Consider the following 19,942-nt stretch of genomic DNA (forward strand, 5'->3'; position numbering starts at 1 on the left):
GACCGTGAAATATGATAAGCGCCGGTACAAAAGGCGCAACAGGATCGAGATCATGTTCGGCAGGCCCAAGGACTGGCGGCGTGTCGCCACGCGCTACGACCGCTGCCCAAAGGTCTTCCTCTCAGCCATCGCTGTCATCTATTGGCTATGAGTCCTGACTCTAGGTTGAATAGTTTAAACTATTTTTAAACATTTATCGGCAAATTTTACCGTTGAACCGGGCGTCATGATCGACCGAGTCGAAAATATCTGTATCTCTAGAAAAAGTATTTACTTGGATGCTGCGCGGAAACATTTTCAAGCCAACTGTACTTTTGGCGCTAGTTTTGATGGCCGTAATCGTGATGATGATACTGCCTATGCCAACATGGGTTATCGACATAGGGCTGGCCACTTCTTTTGGATTAGCCATTTTAATATTTACGATAACATTGTTTATAGAACGCCCTTTGGACTTTTCGGCTTTCCCCACGATTCTTTTAGCGTCACTGATGCTAAGGCTATCTTTAAACGTGAGCTCCACAAAACTAATTATCGGCGAAGGGCATACCGGCACCCACGCGGCGGGCGGAGTGATAGAAGGATTTGCAAATTTTGTAATGAGTGGAAGTGTTTTTCTCGGACTAGTTGTCTTTGGTGTACTGATGATTGTAAATTTCGCGGTAATCACGAAGGGATCCGCGCGTATGGCCGAAGTGTCCGCACGATTTGCTTTGGATGCTATGCCGGGAAAACAACTAGCAATTGACGCGGATATGTCTGCCGGAGCAATCGACCACACGGAGGCAAAGCAGAGACGCGAAACTGACCAGCAAGAGACCACGTTTTTTGGATCTTTGGACGGCGCTTCTAAGTTCGTCAAAGGCGATGCAGTAGCGGGATTATTAATTACGATATTAAACCTTGTTGTGGGCACGATTATGGGGATCGCGGTCCACGATATGGCTGTAGGTGACGCAGTCGAAACCTATGCTATTTTAACGGTTGGAGATGGTTTGGTTTCCCAGATACCAGCAGTTATCATTTCCATTGCGTCAGGTCTATTGTTGGCACGGGGAGGCTCAATTGGAGCTACCGACCTAGCACTCGTATCCCAATTGGGACGCCACCCTGCCGCTTTGGCGACGGTAGCCGTTTTAATGGCCGTCTTCGCCCTAGTTCCCGGGTTGCCATTTGGCCCTTTCATCGTGGGATCAGCGGTTCTGGCTTACTTATCATGGCGGAAGGCCAATCACGCTCCGGATTCTGATAAAGTGGAGAGCGATATAGCGGTAGAGGAACCTCCGGTGGAGAACCGAATTGGCGACATTCTCGACCTAGATGATATTCATGTCGAGTTCGCCCCGGATTTGGTGAATATGGTATTGGATCCCGGGACGGGTCTTGATGTTCGTATTTCCAACATGAGAACGCACATTGCATCCACCTTCGGCATAATCATACCGGAGATTAGATTAACTGACGATCCCTCTTTGCCCATGGGCACGTATGTTGTTCGAATTCATGGAGTTGAGATGGCGAGAGGAGAGCTCAACCCCGATCTGGTTTTGGCATTGTTACCTGAGAGCGCGGTGGCGCTCCCCAGTGGCCAGGATGTCACGGAACCCGTTTACGGGGCTCCGGCACGATGGCTTAAGCCTGAGCAACAAGATCAAGCAGCGATGGCTGGGGCGACTATCGTAACACCAACAGAAGTTTTAGCCACGCACTTGTTGGAGGTAATCCGGCGCAATTTTGGCCGACTTCTTTCTCTAAAAACACTGCGGCGTTTGCTGGATGAATTGGTCACCCTGAGCAATAGCAGTCGCGGAGAGGCAAATAGGAGACTTTTGGATGAGCTCATTCCGGAGAAGGTCCAGATTAATACTCTGTTGCAGGTTTTGCGTATGCTTCTCGACGAACAGGTTTCAATCCGTAACCTCCCGCTCATTTTAGAGACTATTGCTGAAATGCGCGGTCAACAAAATCAACCGGAGGCCATCTGTGAGTATGTTCGCCAAAAGCTTGGTTTCCAGCTGATAGCTGGATTGCGCCGTGAAGATGGTACTATTCCGTTGGTTCAACTGGCCCCAGAGTGGGAGGAGACCTTCCAGGCCTATCAGGTGGAAACTGGTCATGGTGCTGTCGACGTTGCATTACCCCCGGATCAGTTTGAAAGTTTAACTACGGGTTTGGCGTCGGTTATCAACGATGCCGGGAGTCGAGGCATTGTCCCTGCGGTAGTGACCACTGCGAGGCGTCGGCGATTTTTGCGAACAGTTATGGTTGCTAAGGGTCTGACAAACTCAGTGTTGTCTTTCGAAGAAATAGGACTTGAAGCAAAACCCGCCCTCGTTGGCGTGGTCAAGCCGTGAACATGAGCGGTGCTTTCCCCACCATATTTACCGAGCTCGCTTGGGTAATGATAGCCGTCTTTATCCGCATCGCTGCGGCAATGAATGTCATTCCGGCATTTGGTGAGCAGGTTATTTCAGTTAGAGTAAAACTGGCATTGGCGATACTTCTAACGGTTGTGGTAAGTCCAGTGGTCTCACACTTAGTAGAAGTATGGGAATTTACTCTGTACAACATATATTGGTTGATCATAGCGGAGAGTATTAACGGTATATTTTTGGGTTTGGTTCTACGGATGTTTATTTTTTCGGTGCAAACCGCGGGCGCTATTGCCGCGCAATCCACGTCGCTTTCTCAGTTATTGGGGCAGGCAGGGATGGATCCTCTGCCGGCTATTGGCCACATCCTCACAATGGCTGCTCTTGGGTTGCTTATGATAACAGGATACCACATCAAGGTAACAGAGTTTATCATTTCTTCGTATCACATACTTCCAGCTCTGAAATTCCCCAATGCAAGTGATGTAGCTCAGGCAGGGCGCGCGCAGGTTTCGCGTTGTTTCGCTCTGGCTTTTACAATATCTGCTCCTTTCGTATTCTTATCGGTTATCTATAATCTTACTTTGGGAGCCATAAATAAGGCCATGCCCCAGCTTATGGTAGCATTCGTTGGTGCTCCGGTTATCACATTCGGCGCTATTGCAACCCTCCTTTTGGCTTCACCTTTCATGTTAGCTGCATGGATTCAAGCGTTTGACGGCTTTCTAGCCGCGCCTTTCAGGTAGCTGCTATGGCAGAAGAGAATGAAGCCGCTGAAAAAAGTCATGAGCCGTCGCAAAGAAAACTGGAGCAGCAGCGAAAGAAGGGGGAAATTCCCAGGTCGGTCGATATTAACACGGCAATGGCCTATTTCGGTCTTCTTGTATGCGGCGTGGCCGCTGGTGGAACGAGCCTTACCGGCCTAGCAGAGGGCATACTTCCCCTGTTGGCCCGGCCTGACAGGCTAATTTCGGACTTCTTTGGGGGCGGTGCAGCGGCGATTAGTGGTTCGGTCATTATCGCGGCGCTGACGCCTGCGTTGCCGTTATTGATCACACCGGGCATCTTTGTACTTCTCACACTTTTCGCGACGCGTGGCTTTACGTTTTCGACTGCGAAGTTGAAGCCAAAGATTTCACGAATTGATCCTATAGCAAATGCAAAAAATAAGTTTGGAAGAAAGGGTCTTTTTGATTTCTTCAAAAGCTTTCTCAAACTTGTGATATATTCAATTCTGCTCGGCGTTTTTCTATCATTGCAATTGGATGATATCGTTGGCATGATTTTTTCGACGCCTGCTCAGATAACGGCAATACTCAGTAATCTAATACTTCGTTTTTTAGCTGTGGTAGTAGGGGTCGCTTTTGTTATTGGAGTGCTGGACGCATTCTTTCAGTATGCTGAACACCTGAGAAAAAACCGTATGACGCTGAAAGAGCTGCGTGATGAAATGAAGGACTCCGAAGGAGATCCTCATATGAAACAGCATCGCCGCGCGCGCGCTCAGGAAATCGCGATGAGCCAAATGATTTCCGAAGTCCCAAAAGCAAATGTTATCATCGTCAACCCGACACATTATGCGGTTGCTCTGAAATGGGATCGGCTTTCTGGTGGAGCGCCTGTTTGTATTGCCAAGGGAACAGATCATATCGCAGCGCGGATCCGCGAAGCGGCGGCCGAGTCAGGGGTTCCGGTACATTCCGATCCTCCAACAGCTCGAGCCTTATTTGCAACTGTTGATATAGGTCATGAAATTTCACAGGATTTTTATCGGCCTGTAGCTGCGGCAATCCGGTTTGCGGATAGCATGCGCGCCAAGGCACGCGAAAAAGGTTGGTAGCATGTCCAAGTATAGTGAAATGGCGTCGATCACCCGTGTTTTGCTGGAGCGGGAATTGGATATTCATCGTCAAAATTTGAACCAGAGCCGCCAGATAGAAGGGGAACTGGCCCAAATAGACGTCATGAGAACGGCTGCCCAATCTGATGGGGGCGCAATCTCGGCACGGCAAATTCTTGGCGCAGATACCCTGTGGCAAGGTTGGCTTCTCAACAAAAGGGCTGATGTTCTACGTCGGGCTGCGGGTGCACGCGCGTTGGAGCTTGTAAGTCGCGACAAAGCCAGTTTTGCCTTTTCGCGTTTGCAGGCGGTGGAACAGTTGATTGAGCAAGACACAAAAGAGAACCTCCGTAAGCGTGAGCTTGCGGAGGCTGAAACGATCGAAGCCTTAGGACGGTTGAAGCGCGCGCTAGACCAAAAAGATTAAACGTCCTTCAGGTATCCTGCCGCGCAATTTCTGTAATCAGAACGTCGACCACGTCGCCCCCGATGACAGATCGCGCCGCGTCCCGAAGCGATCTGCGGAGTGTCTGCATCCTATCGCGTTCTGTAAATGTGCCATCAAATCCCCCTAGACTCGCATGGTTAAACATTGCCTGAAGAAACACATCCCGCAGCTTTGGTTCACGGGCGTAAATCACTTCACTTCCACCGACGACGGTTTCGATGCTGAGCGAGGTGACAACCAGCGCCTCTACGCGCTCTTCGTTCATGATTGGCACAATAAACTGGTTGTTCAGTTTCACGTATTCGGTCGTACTGGGCACTTCTTCTTCTTCGACGGTCTCGTAAACCACGTCACCTTCGACTGGCACGCAGTCGATGGCGGCATGCTCCTCCGGTGCCGGTTCTGGTTTCAGGGCGAGGCCGGCGCCGACGCCTGCACCGGTGCCGAGCAAGGCCAAAATAATTGGAAGCAGTTTTTTAATCATAAGGCCCTCTTAGAATGGCAAAACAGCATCCAGCACCTGCTGGCCGATCCTGGGCTGTTGGACGTCGGTGATGTGACCACGACCACCGTAGGAAATCCGCGCCGAGGCGATCTTGTCGTAGGTGATTTCGTTCTGGCGCGAGATGTCTTCGGGGCGCACGTAACCGGACACCAGCAATTCGCGCAGTTCAAAGTTCACGCGGACCTCTTGGCTACCTTCGATCGACAAAACACCGTTCGGCAGCACGTCAACCACGGTAGCGGCAATGCGTAGGGTCAGGCTTTCACTGCGCCGCACAGACCCAGTGCCGCTGGAGGAAGCAGAGCTGCTGACATCCACCGCGCTGTCGAGGCTCGCACCATCGGTGATCCCTTGGTTGATCCGCTCGGGGAATCCGAACAGATCCGGTATCGCAAGCGATTCCGACCCATCCCGAGAGCGCGCAGTGGTGTTGGATATCTCGGCGCTGTCGTCGATAGAAATGGCAACCGTCAGGATGTCGCCGCGTTTCATGGCACGCCGATCCCCCAGCAAAGAGGTTTGCCCACCGCTCCACAGCGAGGCGGCGTCGGATTGCCGGTCCGGCGGCGCGCTTGTGGGTATGCCCGAGGCAATCATAGCCACGCGTTCCGGGCTTTGCGTTGGTGGGGTGAAGTCGGGCTCTTTGCCGATATGGTTCACCCGCTCACAAGCGGCGAGACTACACATAAGACCAACGAGACTAATCAGGCGCATTTCGATCCTCACGGTGCCACCAGAACTGATCCGTCCGGGGCGATGGTCCCGAACAGGGTCGTTCGGGAGGCGATGTTCATAACCCGGATGCGGTCACCCACAGCGCCGCGGCCAAGCGCGCGTCCTTCGGTGACGATCCGCAATCCGGCATTTTCGTAAATCAGCTCGATCACTTGGTTTCGGTCGATCAGAGCGGGTTCGCCAACGCTGCCTTTCATCATGGCCCGGCCCGGATAAATTGCGAACTTGGCCTCCAGACCGATGACCTGGGCGAGATCACTGTAGGCGCCTTCGACCACTGCCGGGTCGAGCCGGACGGCATCTGCCGTGATGATTTGCTGCGCCCGAATGGTGCGGGTGGCCACAACGGTGTCTGCCCAGCCGGGCACAGCAAGCACGATCAACAGGCAGGGCACCCAACGCATCAGCGGACCTGCGTTGTCGCGCCCAGCATCTGATCGGCGGCAGAGATCACCTTTGAGTTCAGTTCATAGCCGCGTTGAGCTTCGATCAGATCGGTGATTTCTTTCACCGCGTCGACAGAACTGTCCTCGAGGTAGCCTTGCCGCAGACTGCCCAAACCATCAAGACCGGGGGTGGTCTGAAGCGCGGGGCCGGAGGCCTCTGTTTCCACGAACAGGTTCGATCCGATAGCTTCCAGCCCCTTGGCGTTGCTGAAGCCGGACAAGGTGAATTGCCCCAAAAGCTGCGCCTGAGCATCGCCCGAGAAATAGGCGTAGACCTCGCCATCGGGGTTGATGGAAATCCGGATGGCGTCATCGGGGATCGTGATTTCGGGCGCGACCGGGTAGCCGTCAGAGGTGACGATCAAACCCTCGCCGGTCCGCTTCAGGCCACCATCGCGGGTATAGGCCGCCTGGCCCGAGGGCAGCGTCACTTCCAGATAGCCGTTACCTTCGATCGCGACGTCCAGATCGCCCCCGGTGGCGGACAGGGTCCCTTGCGACAGTTGGACGGTGACAGAGGCAGGGCGAACCCCGAGGCCAAGCTGTACACCGGTCGGAAGGACGGTTCCGTTGGAGGCGCTGACTGTACCGGCCCGTGCAAGCTGTTGATAATGCAGGTCCGCAAACTCGGCCCGGCGGGCGTTGTAGCCCGTGGTGGACATGTTGGCGAGGTTGTTGGAAATGACCTCGACCCTCATTTGCTGTGCGGTCATACCGGTTGCTGCGATTTTAAGTGCGCGCATTCTGCTGCTCCTATTTCACGAATGCCTTAAGGGCGGTTCTGATGCGTTCATCTTCACGCTCGGCAAAGCTTTGGCCCAATTCATAGGCGCGCTGGACCTCGATCATGCGCGACAGCTGCAAGACCGGATTCACGTTCGAGGCCTCTGTAAACCCCTGCATGACCCGCGGATTCTCCACAGGTTCAAAGCCCGCTTCGGCGTTGAACAGCTGGCTCCCTTGACGGGTCATGCGCAGTGGATCAACCGGTTGCACCACACCAATCTGGCCGATAGGCCGGCCTTCGGCGCTGAGTGTGCCGTCCTGCGCCACGGCAAGCTCAACCCCACCGGGGGGCACAAAAATCGGAGCGCCGCCCGCGTCCAGAACGGCGAAGCCGTCCGGCGTAACCAATGTCCCCTCGGCGCTGGGAGAGAACGCACCGGCGCGGGTCAGACGTTCGCCATCGGGCGTGCCGACCAAAAAGAAACCGTCCCCTTCGATGGCCATATCGTACATGTTGCCAGTCGGTTCCAGCTCGCCCTGAATGAAGGACGTGCGGTGGATACGCCCCTGCGCCATGGACACAGAGGACACGTCGTCGCCTTCGGTGATGTATTCTGAGAAAATGACGCCCTCCTGACGAAAGCCGGTGGTGTTTGTGTTCGCGATGTTATTCGCGATGACCTGCATTTCACGCAGCAGGCCCGATTGGCGCGACAGCGCAGTATAGCCAGCGGTTTCCACGTCAGCCTCCTGTAATTATTGGGATAATCCGGTCCTGAAAAAAGCTGACCAAGGTGTTTGTCATGAAGCTCATGGACATCCAGAAGACTGCGACAATTGCGAGCAGCTTCGGCACGAAGGTCAGTGTCATCTCCTGAATCGAGGTCAGCGCCTGCAGTAGCCCGATCGCGACCCCTGCAATCAGGGCCGCGGTCAGGATCGGGACCGAGGTGACAGCCGCCACCCACAGCCCCATGCGCAGCGTGTCAAAAAAGACCGCCTCGTTCAGCATGCTCAGACCGGCATCCGCAGGATTTCCTGATAGGCTTCGACCACACGGTCACGCACGGCGACCACTGTCTGGACCGCCAGTTCGGACTGCGCGAGCGCTTCGACAAGGGCATGCGGGTCGGCATCGCCCACCATTGCTTGCTCGACAATCTGCTCGGAGTCCTCGAGTTGGCTGACAAAATCCTGTGTGACGCGCGCGAATTCTTCTTCGAGCGGGGTTACACTGGCGGGATCCGGCTCCATCGCCGGCTTGGAAGCCGCATATTTCTGCGCGGCATAAAGCGAACGGACGTCCATTCTGGTCACCTTTCACTGGTTGCGGTTGGGGGGTTAACGGCGGAGCAGATCCATCAACGAGCTCGACATCTCGCGGGTCTGTTCAAACATCTTCAGGTTGGCCTCGTAGGACCGCTGCGCTTCGCGTGCGTCGGCGATTTCGATCATCAGATCGACGCTGGATCCTTTGTAGTTGCCGTTTGCATTGGCCAGCGGATGGCCCGGATCGTGAATGTCGGGGAGTTCTTCGCGCGACAGGTTGACGTCACCGGGCTGCACCGAAGACAGACCATTGCTGCCTGACACGGAATCAAAGGCCATGGTCTTGCGGCGATAGCCCGGCGTGTCGACGTTCGCGATGTTTTCAGACACGACGCGCAGCCGCGCGGCCTGACTTTTCAAACCGCTGGAGGTCACGGATAGGGCGTCAGAGAATGCGCTCATGGCTATGCTCCTTTAATTGCGGCCAAGACTGGCGCGGATAATTCCAAGATTGCTGCGATAGATGGCCAAGGCGCGGTCATGTTGGCGCTTGGCCCCGACGGCAAAGACCATCTCCTCCTCCAAAGAAACGGTGTTGCCATTGGGATCGACGGCGGCATGCCGCTCTATGGTGTCCACCGTACCTTCGGTCGATCCGTTCAGGTGACCAGCGCGGGTTGCGCGCTGCCCCATCATCGAAGACCGCAGGGTCGTAGAAAATTCGGGCACGGCTTTGGCGCGGTAACCCGGTGTATCTGCATTTGCGATATTCTGCGCGCTCATCGCCTGCTGCATGCCAGCATGCCGCGCCATCGCCATCGCCGTTCTGAAGACGTCCAAATTCTGGAACATCGGGGCTTCTCCCTCGATTGCCTAAATCAAGGCTTAACCGTGATTCCTTTAGAAACGGTTTGCAGAGGCTGAACGGAGCGCACGATGGAAGATGATATCTCAGGGCTGCGGACACGGATTTCGCAAATGCAGCCGGTCCGTGCCGTCGGGCGTGTTCAGGCGGTCGACGGGACGACGATCTGGGTCCGCGGTCTGGCCCAGACTGCGGCAATCGGGGACCGTCTGCGCCTTTTGCATGGACATAACGTCTTGGGTGGCGAGGTGCTGCGCATCAAGGATGATCTTGTCGCGATGCTGCCCGATGAAGTCGCAGAGGGCGTGTCCCGCGGTGATCGTGTGGCCTTGCTCGGCGCGCCAACATTGGCCCCCTGCGATTCCTGGGTCGGGCGGGTCATAGATGCCTATGGCCGCCCGTTGGATGGCGCGCCGCTTGCGCCCGGCGACAAGGGCCGACCGTTCCGCGCAAGCCCCCCGCCAGCCGCCTCGCGCCGTCGATTGGGCGGACGGCTTGGCACTGGGCTGGCCGTGTTCGACACGCTTCTGCCGATCGTCCAAGGTCAGAGGATTGGTCTGTTTGCAGGGTCCGGCGTTGGGAAATCACGGCTGTTGGCCCAGTTTGCCCGAGGCATGGAGGCGGATATCGTTGTGCTGGCGCTGGTGGGCGAACGAGGCAGAGAGGTTCTTGATTTTGTGACCCAAGTGCTCGGCCCCGAAGGCATGGCGCGCAGTGTGGTCGTGGCCGCGACCTCGGATCGCTCACCTCTGGAACGCAGGCGCTGCCCTTTGGCGGCGATGACGATTGCCGAACACTTCCGCGATCAGGGCAAACATGTGTTGTACTTGGCGGATTCAATCACACGCTTTGCCGAAGCGCATCGCGAGGTCGCGATAGCTTCTGGCGAATTGCCTGCTTTGCGCGGCCATCCCCCATCGGTTGCCCATCAAATCATGCGACTGGCCGAACGGGCCGGCCCGGGCATGCAAGGTGCGGGTGATATTACCGCCGTGTTCAGCGTTCTGGTCGCAGGTTCGGATATGGAGGAACCCATCGCAGACATCTTGCGCGGGGTTCTGGACGGGCATGTGGTTTTGGACCGCCAGATTGCCGAGCGCGGTCGCTTTCCCGCGATAGATTTGCTCCGGTCGGTTTCACGAAGCCTGCCGGATGCCGCGTCGGATGAAGAAAACGAGCTTATAGCGGGTGTACGGATGCTGATGGGGGCCTATGCACGATCTGAAACCATGATCCGTGCCGGTCTTTACAAAGAAGGCGAAGATCCTCTTCTGGATCAAGCCGTCAGGGTATGGAGCGAGTTGGATGGGTTTCTGGCAGATGCATCGCCAAATGGTCCCGCAGAGGCATTTCAAAAGCTCGCTCTGCTCTTGCGGCGGTCGCATAACACGGCGCCACGAAAGTCGAGGTCGGGTCTCACGGCCAGCAGATGACAAATGCCAAGAAGGTGAGCGTACGCAGACAAAAGGACCCTCGCGTATCTGTCGTATCGTGTCTTTTCACGCCGCCAGTCTTCGGATGAGATGGAGGACCGCATGATCGACCCCCTGAAATTCGGACACTGACGTAAGCTAAGATTTGCCGTCTGCTGATCTTCGACGAGGAGGTGATCAGAGATGTCGAAACGGAAGAACCGCAGTCTCGAGTTCAGGGCCTAAGTTGCTTTGGAAACTTTTAAGGGCGAGCGCACTGTGGCTGAACGGACCGGCCAGTTTGGCGTCCACCCCACCATGATCCACAGATGGAACCGTGCGTTGCTTGAAGGGGCATCCGGCGTGTTTGAGCGTGGTGGCAAGAAGGCCCTAGAAAGAGACGAAGAGCAGATGAAAGAGCTGCACGCCAAAGGGCGAGACAGCGATGGACTTGGTGCTCATGCGCCAAAATTATGTACAATTTCCCGAGACACCGTTCTATGGCGTTTGTCAAATGACCTGGCACCTACTCAATGAAGATCATCTACTGCCCGGCAGGGTATTGCGCAGCAAATTCCCCGAGAGGGTGGTGAACGAGAAGCGCATCCGTCGACTGATGCGGCGGATAGGTTTGATGCCGATTTACCAAAACCCAATACCAGCAAGGCGGCGAAAGGGCACAGACCCTATCCCTATCTGCGTCGTGGTTTGCGGGTTGACCGCCCCAATCTGGTATGGGCCGCCGACATCGCTGTTTGCCGATGCGTTAGGGGTTCCTATATCTGGTCGCCATCATGGGCTGGCATACCCCTAAAGTGTTGGCCTGGCGCATCTCGAACACGTTGGAGGCGGACTTCCGCGTAGAAATACTGAATGAGGCCATCGCCAGGTTTGGCCCGCCCGAGATCATGAACACCGATCAGGGCAGCCAGTTCACCAGTATGGATTGGGCTGCGTTTCTACGCGCCCACAAACCGGAACATTCGATGAGCAGGGGAGGGAACTGCCATGATACTGCCGTTGCAGAGAGCCTCTTCAACCTGCTCAAGCGCGAGCGGATCCGGCGGCGGACATACCGCACACGTGCAGAAGCAAGGCAGGATGTGTTCGACTCCATCGAAATGTTCTAGAATCCGAAACGCAAGCACGCGCATAACGGCATGCTGTCGCCGATAGAGTTCGAACGGCAACAAAAACTGAACAACCAAGGCGTCTAAGAGACGCGGGGCTATTCAGAGCGAACAGCGGCAAACTGGTTGAATTTTCAGCACAACCCCGCACCTTTCGCAGCCGGGTCCTGCGTTCAGGTTTATCTGGCTACCTTACACCGAGCCTCACCAGTCCAATTTTAGCTTAAATGCTACCGAGCCAACTCGTTCGCTTTAGCACTAAGTTAGCATTCAGGAGCTTAGGTAGCAGCGCACCTGCCACAGGTGGCGCAGCTCGGTTGAACGCCAGTCTGCACGCGTCAGAAAGACATCAGAGATGCCGTTCGCGGCCAAAGCAACCGGCGTAAAACGCCTTATGAACAGCAAGGACAAAACATGTCTAGCATCCTGACGAATAATGGCGCCATGGTGGCGCTGCAGACCTTGAAAACGATCAACTCACGTCTCGCGGAAACGCAACAGGAAATCTCTACCGGGAAGTCCGTGGCTACCGCAAAAGATAATTCTGCAGTATGGGCTATCTCCAAAGTAATGGAGGCAGACGTCAAAGGCTTTCAGGCGATTTCGGATAGCTTGAACCTTGGCCAGTCGACCGTAGCTGTTGCTCGGCAAGCAGCCGAAACCGTCTCAGAGCTTTTGACCGATATCAAAGGCAAAATCGTATCGGCCCAAGAAGAGAATGTGGACCGAGAGAAAATTCAGGCAGATATTTCTGCCTTACGTGACCAGATTTCCGCGGTCGTAGGCGCCGCACAGTTTAACGGCCTGAACCTGCTTTCCAATGTGTCTTTGACCATTGGATCCGGGGAAATTAATATCCTCTCCTCTCTAGACCGGTCAGGAGATGGCGTTTCCGCGTCCGACATTACAGTTAGAAAACAAGACCTTTCTTTCCAGGAACAAGTTTTGGGCACAACTGCGGTTGCGACGCTGGCAGATTATGTAACGGGCACCCCCGCAGCGATAACCGGCGCTGACACAAGCGCCGCTCGCACACTGACGTTTATGGGCGGTGTTGTGGAAGCCGGTATTGGGTATCAGGTGACCCTGAGCACACCAGTCGGAAACGCTAGTGTGGGTGATGGTGGCGGTGACTTCTCGCCATCCGCCGGTGTCTATGAATACGTGGCACGCGACGGTGATACGGCTCAAGATGTAGCAACTGAGTTGGCCAAGCTTATCAACAACGGCCAGGCCGATACGGTAACCGCATCGGTGAATTCCGCGAATGCGGCTGGTGACACAGGGCTTGAATTTTCTTTCACCGATTCGACGGATGGTGTGACATTTGCATTTGCCGCGTATCAATCGACTGATGCGGTCGTCGGCGGTGGGCTTTCCCAACTTGCGAACATTGACGTGACGTCCCAGGACGGTGCCGATTCCGCCTTACTTGCGGTTGAGGGCTTGATTGATGTCGCGATCGACGCTGGCGCTGCGTTTGGTTCTGGTCAAGGGAGGATCGAGACGCAGCTAGACTTTGTATCAGGGCTTACCGACGCTTTGAAGTCGGGTATTGGTACATTAGTCGATGCCGACATGGAAGAAGCTTCGGCGCGTCTGCAGGCTATTCAGGTACAGCAACAGCTAGGTGTTCAAGCGCTTTCGATTGCAAATCAGGCCCCACAGTCGCTTCTGTCTCTGTTCCAATAAGGTAAGTCTTCAGGGGGCCACTAAAGTGGCCCCTATCCCACCCTAACAAATTGCCAACCGAAGGTTTTCCCGTGAACGCTCAATCTCAAGCGCTTAAGGCTTATGCTCAGAATGCCAAAACCACGCAGACACCTCGGGGTACTGAGTACGACCTATTTGCCCGTGTCACCTATCGGATAAAACATGCCGCAGAGGGTGGACCTTTGGACTATCCGAAACTCGTCAAAGCTCTTTCCGACAATCAGAAGCTTTGGACTGCGTTAGCTATCGACGTTGCTGATGAGCGGAACCAGCTACCGCAGAACTTACGTGCGCAGATATTCTATCTATCAGAATTTGTCCAACAACAGACATCTAAAGTACTGACGCGCAAAGGCAGAATAACTCCACTCCTTGAGGTGAATTCAGCCATTCTAAAGGGACTAAGCAGGCAAGGATCTAAAACATGAGTGGACTGGTTCTAAAACTTGGACCCCGGGAGAGGGTCCTGATCAACGGTGCAGTGATTGAAAATGGTGACAAGCGGAGTAGGCTTTCTATTGTCACGCCAAATGCGAACGTACTCCGCCTTCGCGACGCCATCCATCCGGACGAAGCTAAGACGCCAATTCGACGTCTTTGTTACAATGCCCAGCTCATCCTAACTGGAGATTTGGATCCGGACAGTGCCAAATCTAATCTACTTCCTCGGATAGAGGAGATAAGCCATATTCTTGTTGATCCTGATAGCCGTCGACTACTAACGCAGGCAACAGAATATCTACTGCATGATCAGTTTTATCAATGCCTAAAATCGCTTCGCGCGCTCATTCCGCGTGAAGATAGAATTTTAGCAAGGGGGAAAAATATACTATGATCACCCCAATGATTCCAGCAACTGGTTTGATCGGTTGGAAATTGCTACAAAACACTATTACTGATCAGCGGAATGCATTCAATTCCAGCACTACGATAGCGCGCGATACAAAGTATTTTCAGGATAAAATTTCGGAGATATCTTCAGGCGAAGAATTGGTGGAGGATCGTGCGCTTCTGCGTGTTGCTCTGACTGCGTTTGGTCTAGGAGATGAAATAAATAATACATATCTTTTGAAGACGGTTTTGCAAGAGGGTACCCAAGACGAAAACTCACTTGCAAACAGGCTTGGTGATAGTCGTTATATCGCCTTAGCAGATGCATTCAATTTTGAGAATATAGAAGATACACCCGTTAAAAATGACGGGTTCGCCGATGAAATTATTGAGGGTTACAGAAACACCATTTTATCAGACCTCTCCGACCTACTCGCGACTGATGAATATGTTAACAATCCGGTTGCCGCTGCCACATTGCGAACGAGTGCTTTGGAAGCAATGGAAGAGAAAGTTTCCTATTTTCAAAGCAATATATCTGAAGCGATTACCGCAGACAAACTTCTCGAAGATAAAGACCTGCTGAAAGTGGCCTTGGCGGCTTTTGGCGTCGAGGAACGACTGAATTCCACAAGTATAATCAAAAGAGCCCTTCTCGAAGACCCTGCCGATGATAATTCTTTGGTGAACCTTATTGGCGATAGCGGTCTAGCCAAGCTGTCCGAAAAATTTGGGTATTATTTACCCGGTGATCGAAAGAATCAAAATGACGAATTTTCGACGAACATAGTTGAAAGCTATCGATGGCAACTATTTGAAAATGAAGTATATAATATTGATCCATCAATCGGAACCGCCCTTAGTTTTCAGCGCGGCGCCCCGGCATTGGCCGCTTTGGAAGGTAGTGACAACACCAAATGGTATAGTGTGCTCGGCGATACGATGATGAGAGAGGTGTTCGAAACTGCCCTTGGCCTGCCGGAAGGGTTCAGTCAGATAGACATAGACAAACAACTAACAATTATAAAGGAAAAATCAGAAGATAAGTTCGGAATCGTGTCATTTTCAGATATTGAAGACCCACGCAACCTAGACAAAATAATTCGATTATATCTGCTTCAGAATGAAGTTCAATCGAATAACTCTTTGGGATCTCACCAAGTAGCTTTGACACTCCTCTCATCAGTCAATTCCTAGGTGTTTTATCCCAGGGTTTGATGGTGTGATCCTGACGTTAGAATGGAAAGAAGCCTTATGGGTGACCTTCCCCCTGCCGGTCCCTCATTCATAACAAGAGTCTGCAGGTTGGTGCTGTGCTACCGGAAGTGTCCCCGCTTGGGGTTAGATTTTCCGCCGTTTTATCACACAGACGGGCTGGATGCGTCTGGCAATTTCATGAGCGCCGCTGGGACGTTGTTCCCGATTGCGCTGTGCGGTCTTTCTTCGTTGTAGTCTCTACGCCAAGCCTCCAACTTTTCGGCCGTATCTTCAAGGCCCATGAACCAATGAGCGTTCAGGCATTCGGACCGGAGCTTGCCTTTGAACGCTTCGATGTAGGCATTATCGGTCGGCTTTCCCGGCCTTGAGAAGTCGAGCGTGACGTTCCGTTGGTAAGCCCAAAGGTCCATGTCACGAGAGACAAATTCGCTGCCATTATCGACCCTAATGGTCTTGGGATAGCCGGTCTTGCGGCAGACACGGTCCAAAGTCGCGACGACATCTTCGCCCTTGTAGCTGAACCGGGCGTCCAGCACGGGAACGTAGCGGGAGAATGTGTCGACGACTGTCAGGATGCGTATCTTGCGACCTGTGGCCAGCTGATCATGCACGAAGTCCATTGCCCAAACATCATTCGGATTCACGGCCTCTTTGCGGTCTTCGCGAAGCTTTGCCTTCACACGGCGTTTTGGGGTTTTATTGCGCAACTGCATGCCCAACTCCTTGTAAACACGATACGTCTTCTTCGCGTTGATCTCCCATCCCTCCCGGAGCAGAAGCACATGGACGCGCCGATAGCCAAACCGCACACGTGTCTCACAAATTTCCTTGATCCGCTGTTCTAATGCGGCCTGGTCGCGTCGACGAAACTTGTACCGATATGTCCGCGGATCAAACCGGATAAGCCCACAGGCCCTCCGGATCGATACCCGCCAATCAGCTCTGATCTCGTCTTCCAGCTCACGCAGCTTTTTCAAATCCGTCGGCAACATCCCGGCGTACTTCTTCTTCCAATTGAAGTAAGTCGCCTGGCTGATCCCAGCCTTCCGACAAATCTCAGCAACAGGTGTTCCTTCGTCGCCCTGTTTGATGATGAACGCTTTCTGCGCGTCCGTGAATTTGGATGCTTTCATCGCAATCCGCTCCTCTCCCAGCCAAGAGAAATCTAGCGGAAAACTCTAGCCAGAAACGAGGACGTTTTCAGGGCTCACAGCACAGACGAGGCCACGGACCTGCCATACCCGGTTCGGGAGATGGAAACAATTTACCTTAGCCAAATCGCGCGGCTCACCGAGGTGATCGAACGGATAGCGGACGAACTCGAGACGGCATCGAAGACAGATGCACAGCTGCGAAGATTGTGTACCATACCCGGGATCGGCCCGGTCACCGCTGGCGCGGTCTCGGCGTTCGCCCGGGACCTCGACACATTTGATAGCGGGCGAAACTTGTTCGTCGGGAAAACTGTCCCCCAGACAGTTTTCTGACCCTCCTTACCGTGGCTCGGCTTGGTCCCCCGGCAGAGGTCTACCGGGGGCAAGATCAAGCTGGGTTCGGTCGAGCCAAAATGGGCCAGACCGACATCCGCCGCCTTCTGATTGTTGGCGCGTCGTGCCGTAGGCACGCCTTCGGCGTGACGAGCGTGATCCGCCGGGTGGTTCGCAAGGGCGGCAGTGCGAACCGCTGGCTGGCCGCGCTGGTGGCGCGCAAGCCCAGGATGGTCGCGGTGTCGACCGTCGGGCTCGAACCGATGGCGCCGTCGCCGGTCGACCGTTGGCGAACAACCCTCTCGGGCCATGCCTTCGGCATGCCCTGCCGGGCAGTGAATGGCTCGCATGATCTGGGCCCTGACAACGAAGAAAGAGGATTATCGAATGGCGTGATCTGACCCCGAGCAGGGTCTGGACACGGCATGGCCGCAAGGCCGGGGTGAGCGATCGACGAGGAGTAGGCGACAAGGACTTCGAAGTTCAAGGCGGGAGATTCAGTCCCGGGGCTCGAGCGCTTGCAGCTCTCTGAACCGATGTGAACCCAGCCTTCCGAACAGCATGACCCACCCGTGGCGTCATGGAAGGCCACGCTCAGAGGCCTGACACACGTCCGATCGAAGACCCCGCCGACGAACCGAAGATATTGCTTGCCAAACAGGGGGCATCCACACACGTCCCGGGTTTGCCGGAGGCTGATTTTCGTTAGTTACGCGGCCATGTCTTCAGTTTCCAGAGCCGTGAGCTACCCCCCAGAATTCGGACACTGACGTAAGTTGCAATTTGTTGTGTGCTGATCTTCAACACGTAGGAGATCAGGAATGTCGAAACGGAAGCAACATCACCCCGAGTTTAAGGCCAAGGTTGCGTTAGAGGTGCTGAAGGGCGAGGAGACGGTCAGCGAGTTGGCCAGTCGGTTTGGGGTGCATCCCACCATGATCCATCAATGGAAGGGGGCCCTTCTTGAAGGCGCGTCCGGCGTATTTGAGCGCGGCGGCCGGCAGGCAGCGGAAGTTGATGAAGAGCAGGTCAAAGACCTGCACGCCGAGATTGGGGAGTTGGCCGTCGCCAACGATTTTCTGGCAAGAAAGCTCAAACCCTAGACCGGCAAGTGAGGTGCAAGATGATTGAGCCAAACCTGCCAGGTCTTTCGGTTAGCAAGCAATGCGCGTTGCTGTCGATCTCACGGTCGTCGGTTTACTACGAGCCGAAAGGCGAGAGCCAAATGAATCTTGATCCGATGCGCCAGATGACATGGCAACTGCGGAATGGCGACTACCTCGTCAACGAGAAGCGGATCAGACGCCTGATGCGGCTGATGGGCTTTATTCCGATCTACCAAAAGCCAAACACGAGCAAAGCTGCTAAGGGGCATAAGATCTACCCCTACCTGCTGCGCGGGCTGCGTGTGGATCGGCCCAATCAGGTTTGGTGCGCTGACATCACCTATTTGCCGATGCGGCGCGGCTTCCTGTATCTGGTCGCCATCATGGACTGGCACACGCGCAAGGTGCTGGCGTGGCGTATCTCGAACACATTGGAAGCCGGGTTTTGCGTTGATGCCCTGAATGAGGCCATTCACAAGTTCGGCCCACCAGAGATTATGAACACCGACCATGGCAGCCAGTTCACGTCGTTTGTCTGGACCGACCGACTGCGTCGATCCAGTGTGCGTATCTCCATGGATGAAAAGGGTCGGTTCCTCGACAACATCTTTGTCGAGCGGCTGTGGCGTTCACTAAAGTATGAATGCGTCTACTTGCATGCATGGGACACCGGATCAGATGCCAAGGCGGGCGTCAGGAAATGGATCGAGTTCTACAATCACAAACGCACACATTCCGCCCTTGGCGGCAAACCACCCGCTGTGATCTATTGGCAGCGAAATGAAACAACCACCCCCGATCAGCAGGTGCAAAGAGTAGCTTAATTTACGCTAGAACCTGTCCAATAAATGGGGAGCAGCTCAGGTTCTCCTCAGCCATGGCCTTCATCGCGCTGATCAGGCTGGCGTCCATACCGCCGTACTTCGCACGCTTTTTGTACAGTGTCGCGCTGCCCATCCCGTGCTCGCGGCAAAGCTCGGCTGCTGGCAGGCCGCCTTCCATCTGGCGCAGCACGCCCCCTCTCGGGCCATTCCTTCGGAATGCCCTGCCGGGCAGTGCATGATCTGGGCCTCGGTAAAACCTGTCTTCTTCATCGGAATCTCCTCGTTCGTCCTGCCGAGAAAATTCTACTTCCGCATCCCCCTAGATCGGGGGGATTACCTCCCCGACGTCCAGATCATCAGCCACCTGCCTACACGTCAGCCCGCTTTTCAGCGCTATGCGCACCGCATCTTGTCGGAATTCGTCAGTCCGTTTCAGTCCCATAGTCCGTCTACTTTGCTGCAGTAAATGCTCTCAAGGAAGCGGCATTAAGCCGCGAAAGCTGGAGGTCATTGCTGCGCAATGCCCTGCCGGGTAGTGGACGCGACATACCTCAAGGCCCATCGAATCACGAACAGCACGGGCGCCAACAAGGGGCGTGGGCTCCTGATCGGTCGGAGCAAGGGTGGCATGAACACCAAACTGCACGCCGTTTGCGACAGCTAGGGATGCCCGTTGAACCTGTTCGTGACCGCAGGACAGGGCAACGATTACATCGGCGCACGAGCGTTGTTAAGCAGCCTGCCAGATGTCAATTGGCTACTTGGTGATCGCGGATACGATGCCGATTGGTTCCGAGAAGCGTTGCAAGCCGAAGGGATACGCGCTTGTATTCCTGGCCGGAAGCAACGCAAGAGCGTGGTCAGATACGGCAAGCGCCGGTATAAACGCCGCAACCGGATCGAGATAATGTTCGGCAGGCTCAAGGATTCGCGGTGAGTGGCGACCCATTACAATCGGTGCCCGAGGGTCTTTCTCTCAGCCATCGCCCTCGCGGCTCTCGTCATCTACTGGCTA

The 19,942-nt window shown here is 54.6% G+C and carries 23 protein-coding genes and 4 pseudogenes; 16 read left to right on the forward strand and 11 right to left on the reverse strand.

Going from position 1 to position 19,942, the window contains the following annotated elements; all coding sequences use genetic code 11:
- From ACN5AZ_RS14900 to ACN5AZ_RS14920, 5 genes and pseudogenes are all read left to right on the forward strand, one after another.
- Window positions 1–151: pseudogene (locus ACN5AZ_RS14900) on the forward strand (IS5/IS1182 family transposase); the annotation flags it as partial.
- A gap of 178 nt (window positions 152–329) precedes the next feature.
- Window positions 330–2,354, forward strand: coding sequence for a flagellar biosynthesis protein FlhA (gene flhA, locus ACN5AZ_RS14905; RefSeq protein ID WP_419429694.1), 2,025 nt, complete (start codon window positions 330–332; stop codon window positions 2,352–2,354).
- Between the two features lie 2 nt (window positions 2,355–2,356).
- A complete protein-coding gene (locus ACN5AZ_RS14910) occupies window positions 2,357–3,118 on the forward strand; it encodes a flagellar biosynthetic protein FliR (protein ID WP_419429695.1) in 762 nt (253 codons plus the stop codon).
- Window positions 3,119–3,123: 5 nt separating this feature from the next.
- Window positions 3,124–4,212, forward strand: a complete 1,089-nt coding sequence (locus ACN5AZ_RS14915) for an EscU/YscU/HrcU family type III secretion system export apparatus switch protein (protein ID WP_419429696.1) — start codon at window positions 3,124–3,126, stop codon at window positions 4,210–4,212.
- Between the two features lies 1 nt (window position 4,213).
- Window positions 4,214–4,639, forward strand: coding sequence for a hypothetical protein (locus ACN5AZ_RS14920; protein WP_419429697.1), 426 nt, complete (start codon window positions 4,214–4,216; stop codon window positions 4,637–4,639).
- A 7-nt stretch (window positions 4,640–4,646) separates the two neighbouring features.
- Here the strand turns inward: ACN5AZ_RS14920 and ACN5AZ_RS14925 are convergent, their stop codons facing one another.
- The 9 genes from ACN5AZ_RS14925 to ACN5AZ_RS14965 are packed head-to-tail and all read right to left on the reverse strand — an operon-like array spanning window position 4,647 to window position 9,193.
- Complete coding sequence (locus ACN5AZ_RS14925; protein ID WP_419429698.1) at window positions 4,647–5,144, reverse strand: flagellar basal body-associated FliL family protein; 498 nt, start codon at window positions 5,142–5,144, stop codon at window positions 4,647–4,649.
- A 9-nt stretch (window positions 5,145–5,153) separates the two neighbouring features.
- Window positions 5,154–5,879, reverse strand: coding sequence for a flagellar basal body L-ring protein FlgH (gene flgH, locus ACN5AZ_RS14930; protein WP_419429699.1), 726 nt, complete (start codon window positions 5,877–5,879; stop codon window positions 5,154–5,156).
- 8 nt (window positions 5,880–5,887) lie between these two features.
- Window positions 5,888–6,304 carry a flagellar basal body P-ring formation chaperone FlgA gene (gene flgA, locus ACN5AZ_RS14935; protein WP_419429700.1) on the reverse strand — a complete coding sequence of 139 codons (417 nt, stop codon included), beginning with the start codon at window positions 6,302–6,304 and terminating at the stop codon, window positions 5,888–5,890.
- On the reverse strand, window positions 6,304–7,089 hold the full coding sequence (gene flgG, locus ACN5AZ_RS14940; protein ID WP_419429701.1) for a flagellar basal-body rod protein FlgG: 786 nt from the start codon (window positions 7,087–7,089) through the stop codon (window positions 6,304–6,306). The genes flgA and flgG overlap by 1 nt, the downstream gene beginning before the upstream one ends.
- Window positions 7,090–7,099: 10 nt before the next feature.
- Entirely contained in the window at window positions 7,100–7,813 is a 714-nt protein-coding gene (locus ACN5AZ_RS14945; RefSeq protein ID WP_419429702.1) for a flagellar hook-basal body complex protein, read from the reverse strand.
- A gap of 1 nt (window position 7,814) precedes the next feature.
- Window positions 7,815–8,084 carry a flagellar biosynthetic protein FliQ gene (locus ACN5AZ_RS14950; RefSeq protein WP_419429703.1) on the reverse strand — a complete coding sequence of 90 codons (270 nt, stop codon included), beginning with the start codon at window positions 8,082–8,084 and terminating at the stop codon, window positions 7,815–7,817.
- A 2-nt stretch (window positions 8,085–8,086) separates the two neighbouring features.
- Window positions 8,087–8,380, reverse strand: coding sequence for a flagellar hook-basal body complex protein FliE (fliE, locus tag ACN5AZ_RS14955; RefSeq protein ID WP_419429704.1), 294 nt, complete (start codon window positions 8,378–8,380; stop codon window positions 8,087–8,089).
- Between the two features lie 33 nt (window positions 8,381–8,413).
- Entirely contained in the window at window positions 8,414–8,803 is a 390-nt protein-coding gene (gene flgC / locus ACN5AZ_RS14960; RefSeq protein WP_419429705.1) for a flagellar basal body rod protein FlgC, read from the reverse strand.
- A 12-nt stretch (window positions 8,804–8,815) separates the two neighbouring features.
- Window positions 8,816–9,193, reverse strand: a complete 378-nt coding sequence (locus tag ACN5AZ_RS14965; protein WP_419429706.1) for a FlgB family protein — start codon at window positions 9,191–9,193, stop codon at window positions 8,816–8,818.
- Window positions 9,194–9,277: 84 nt separating this feature from the next.
- On the opposite strand from ACN5AZ_RS14965, the gene ACN5AZ_RS14970 reads away from it, so the two are divergent.
- The 7 genes and pseudogenes from ACN5AZ_RS14970 to ACN5AZ_RS15000 all read left to right on the forward strand — a co-directional run bounded on the left by ACN5AZ_RS14970 (window position 9,278) and on the right by ACN5AZ_RS15000 (window position 15,489).
- A complete protein-coding gene (locus tag ACN5AZ_RS14970) occupies window positions 9,278–10,639 on the forward strand; it encodes a FliI/YscN family ATPase (protein WP_419429707.1) in 1,362 nt (453 codons plus the stop codon).
- A 297-nt stretch (window positions 10,640–10,936) separates the two neighbouring features.
- Window positions 10,937–11,155, forward strand: coding sequence for a hypothetical protein (locus ACN5AZ_RS14975; protein WP_419429708.1), 219 nt, complete (start codon window positions 10,937–10,939; stop codon window positions 11,153–11,155).
- 245 nt (window positions 11,156–11,400) lie between these two features.
- Window positions 11,401–11,835: pseudogene (locus tag ACN5AZ_RS14980) on the forward strand (DDE-type integrase/transposase/recombinase).
- Between the two features lie 327 nt (window positions 11,836–12,162).
- Window positions 12,163–13,440: a flagellin gene (locus ACN5AZ_RS14985; protein ID WP_419429709.1), complete on the forward strand. Its 1,278-nt coding sequence runs from the start codon at window positions 12,163–12,165 to the stop codon at window positions 13,438–13,440.
- A gap of 71 nt (window positions 13,441–13,511) precedes the next feature.
- Window positions 13,512–13,889, forward strand: coding sequence for a flagellar biosynthesis regulator FlaF (flaF, locus tag ACN5AZ_RS14990; protein WP_419429710.1), 378 nt, complete (start codon window positions 13,512–13,514; stop codon window positions 13,887–13,889).
- Window positions 13,886–14,296 carry a flagellar biosynthesis repressor FlbT gene (gene flbT, locus ACN5AZ_RS14995; RefSeq protein ID WP_419429711.1) on the forward strand — a complete coding sequence of 137 codons (411 nt, stop codon included), beginning with the start codon at window positions 13,886–13,888 and terminating at the stop codon, window positions 14,294–14,296. The genes flaF and flbT overlap by 4 nt, the downstream gene beginning before the upstream one ends.
- A complete protein-coding gene (locus ACN5AZ_RS15000) occupies window positions 14,293–15,489 on the forward strand; it encodes a DUF1217 domain-containing protein (RefSeq protein ID WP_419429712.1) in 1,197 nt (398 codons plus the stop codon). The genes flbT and ACN5AZ_RS15000 overlap by 4 nt, the downstream gene beginning before the upstream one ends.
- 164 nt (window positions 15,490–15,653) lie before the next feature.
- On the opposite strand, the gene ACN5AZ_RS15005 is transcribed toward ACN5AZ_RS15000, so the two are convergent.
- The gene (locus tag ACN5AZ_RS15005; protein WP_419429713.1) at window positions 15,654–16,643 is read right to left on the reverse strand and encodes an IS3 family transposase; all 990 of its coding nucleotides are present in this window, start codon (window positions 16,641–16,643) and stop codon (window positions 15,654–15,656) included.
- Between the two features lie 120 nt (window positions 16,644–16,763).
- Between ACN5AZ_RS15005 and ACN5AZ_RS15010 the strand changes: the two genes are divergently transcribed.
- The 3 genes from ACN5AZ_RS15010 to ACN5AZ_RS15020 all read left to right on the forward strand — a co-directional run bounded on the left by ACN5AZ_RS15010 (window position 16,764) and on the right by ACN5AZ_RS15020 (window position 18,927).
- Window positions 16,764–16,997 (forward strand): transposase, encoded by a 234-nt coding sequence (locus ACN5AZ_RS15010; protein ID WP_419429714.1) that lies wholly within the window; start codon window positions 16,764–16,766, stop codon window positions 16,995–16,997.
- Between the two features lie 80 nt (window positions 16,998–17,077).
- Window positions 17,078–17,398, forward strand: a complete 321-nt coding sequence (locus ACN5AZ_RS15015; protein WP_419429715.1) for a hypothetical protein — start codon at window positions 17,078–17,080, stop codon at window positions 17,396–17,398.
- 420 nt (window positions 17,399–17,818) lie between these two features.
- Window positions 17,819–18,927, forward strand: a protein-coding gene (locus ACN5AZ_RS15020) for an IS3 family transposase (RefSeq protein WP_419429716.1) whose coding sequence is annotated in 2 segments (ribosomal slippage) — window positions 17,819–18,092 and window positions 18,092–18,927 — 1,110 coding nt in all. Because the reading frame shifts where the segments join, the coding sequence is not laid out codon by codon here.
- Between the two features lie 40 nt (window positions 18,928–18,967).
- Here ACN5AZ_RS15020 and ACN5AZ_RS15025 read toward each other — a convergent pair.
- Window positions 18,968–19,164 (reverse strand): annotated as a pseudogene (locus ACN5AZ_RS15025) (transposase); the annotation flags it as partial.
- Between the two features lie 295 nt (window positions 19,165–19,459).
- On the opposite strand from ACN5AZ_RS15025, the pseudogene ACN5AZ_RS15030 reads away from it, so the two are divergent.
- Window positions 19,460–19,942: pseudogene (locus ACN5AZ_RS15030) on the forward strand (IS5 family transposase); the annotation flags it as partial.

Source organism: Sagittula sp. SSi028 (assembly GCF_048553715.1).
In the GTDB taxonomy this organism is placed as follows: domain Bacteria; phylum Pseudomonadota; class Alphaproteobacteria; order Rhodobacterales; family Rhodobacteraceae; genus Sagittula.

Coding starts and splice junctions, on each gene's coding strand:
- ACN5AZ_RS14915 (WP_419429696.1), top strand. CDS start 3,124: ATGGCAGAAGAGAATGAAGCCGCTGAAAAAAGTCATGAGCCGTCGCAA.
- flgA (WP_419429700.1), bottom strand. CDS start 6,304: ATGCGTTGGGTGCCCTGCCTGTTGATCGTGCTTGCTGTGCCCGGCTGG.
- ACN5AZ_RS14925 (WP_419429698.1), bottom strand. CDS start 5,144: ATGATTAAAAAACTGCTTCCAATTATTTTGGCCTTGCTCGGCACCGGT.
- ACN5AZ_RS14985 (WP_419429709.1), top strand. CDS start 12,163: ATGTCTAGCATCCTGACGAATAATGGCGCCATGGTGGCGCTGCAGACC.
- ACN5AZ_RS14975 (WP_419429708.1), top strand. CDS start 10,937: ATGATCCACAGATGGAACCGTGCGTTGCTTGAAGGGGCATCCGGCGTG.
- ACN5AZ_RS15010 (WP_419429714.1), top strand. CDS start 16,764: ATGGAAACAATTTACCTTAGCCAAATCGCGCGGCTCACCGAGGTGATC.
- ACN5AZ_RS14965 (WP_419429706.1), bottom strand. CDS start 9,193: ATGTTCCAGAATTTGGACGTCTTCAGAACGGCGATGGCGATGGCGCGG.
- ACN5AZ_RS14950 (WP_419429703.1), bottom strand. CDS start 8,084: ATGCTGAACGAGGCGGTCTTTTTTGACACGCTGCGCATGGGGCTGTGG.
- flgH (WP_419429699.1), bottom strand. CDS start 5,879: ATGCGCCTGATTAGTCTCGTTGGTCTTATGTGTAGTCTCGCCGCTTGT.
- flhA (WP_419429694.1), top strand. CDS start 330: ATGGCCGTAATCGTGATGATGATACTGCCTATGCCAACATGGGTTATC.
- ACN5AZ_RS15005 (WP_419429713.1), bottom strand. CDS start 16,643: ATGAAAGCATCCAAATTCACGGACGCGCAGAAAGCGTTCATCATCAAA.
- ACN5AZ_RS15000 (WP_419429712.1), top strand. CDS start 14,293: ATGATCACCCCAATGATTCCAGCAACTGGTTTGATCGGTTGGAAATTG.
- ACN5AZ_RS15015 (WP_419429715.1), top strand. CDS start 17,078: ATGGGCCAGACCGACATCCGCCGCCTTCTGATTGTTGGCGCGTCGTGC.
- flgC (WP_419429705.1), bottom strand. CDS start 8,803: ATGAGCGCATTCTCTGACGCCCTATCCGTGACCTCCAGCGGTTTGAAA.
- ACN5AZ_RS14970 (WP_419429707.1), top strand. CDS start 9,278: ATGGAAGATGATATCTCAGGGCTGCGGACACGGATTTCGCAAATGCAG.
- flgG (WP_419429701.1), bottom strand. CDS start 7,089: ATGCGCGCACTTAAAATCGCAGCAACCGGTATGACCGCACAGCAAATG.
- flbT (WP_419429711.1), top strand. CDS start 13,886: ATGAGTGGACTGGTTCTAAAACTTGGACCCCGGGAGAGGGTCCTGATC.
- ACN5AZ_RS14910 (WP_419429695.1), top strand. CDS start 2,357: ATGAGCGGTGCTTTCCCCACCATATTTACCGAGCTCGCTTGGGTAATG.
- fliE (WP_419429704.1), bottom strand. CDS start 8,380: ATGGACGTCCGTTCGCTTTATGCCGCGCAGAAATATGCGGCTTCCAAG.
- ACN5AZ_RS14920 (WP_419429697.1), top strand. CDS start 4,214: ATGTCCAAGTATAGTGAAATGGCGTCGATCACCCGTGTTTTGCTGGAG.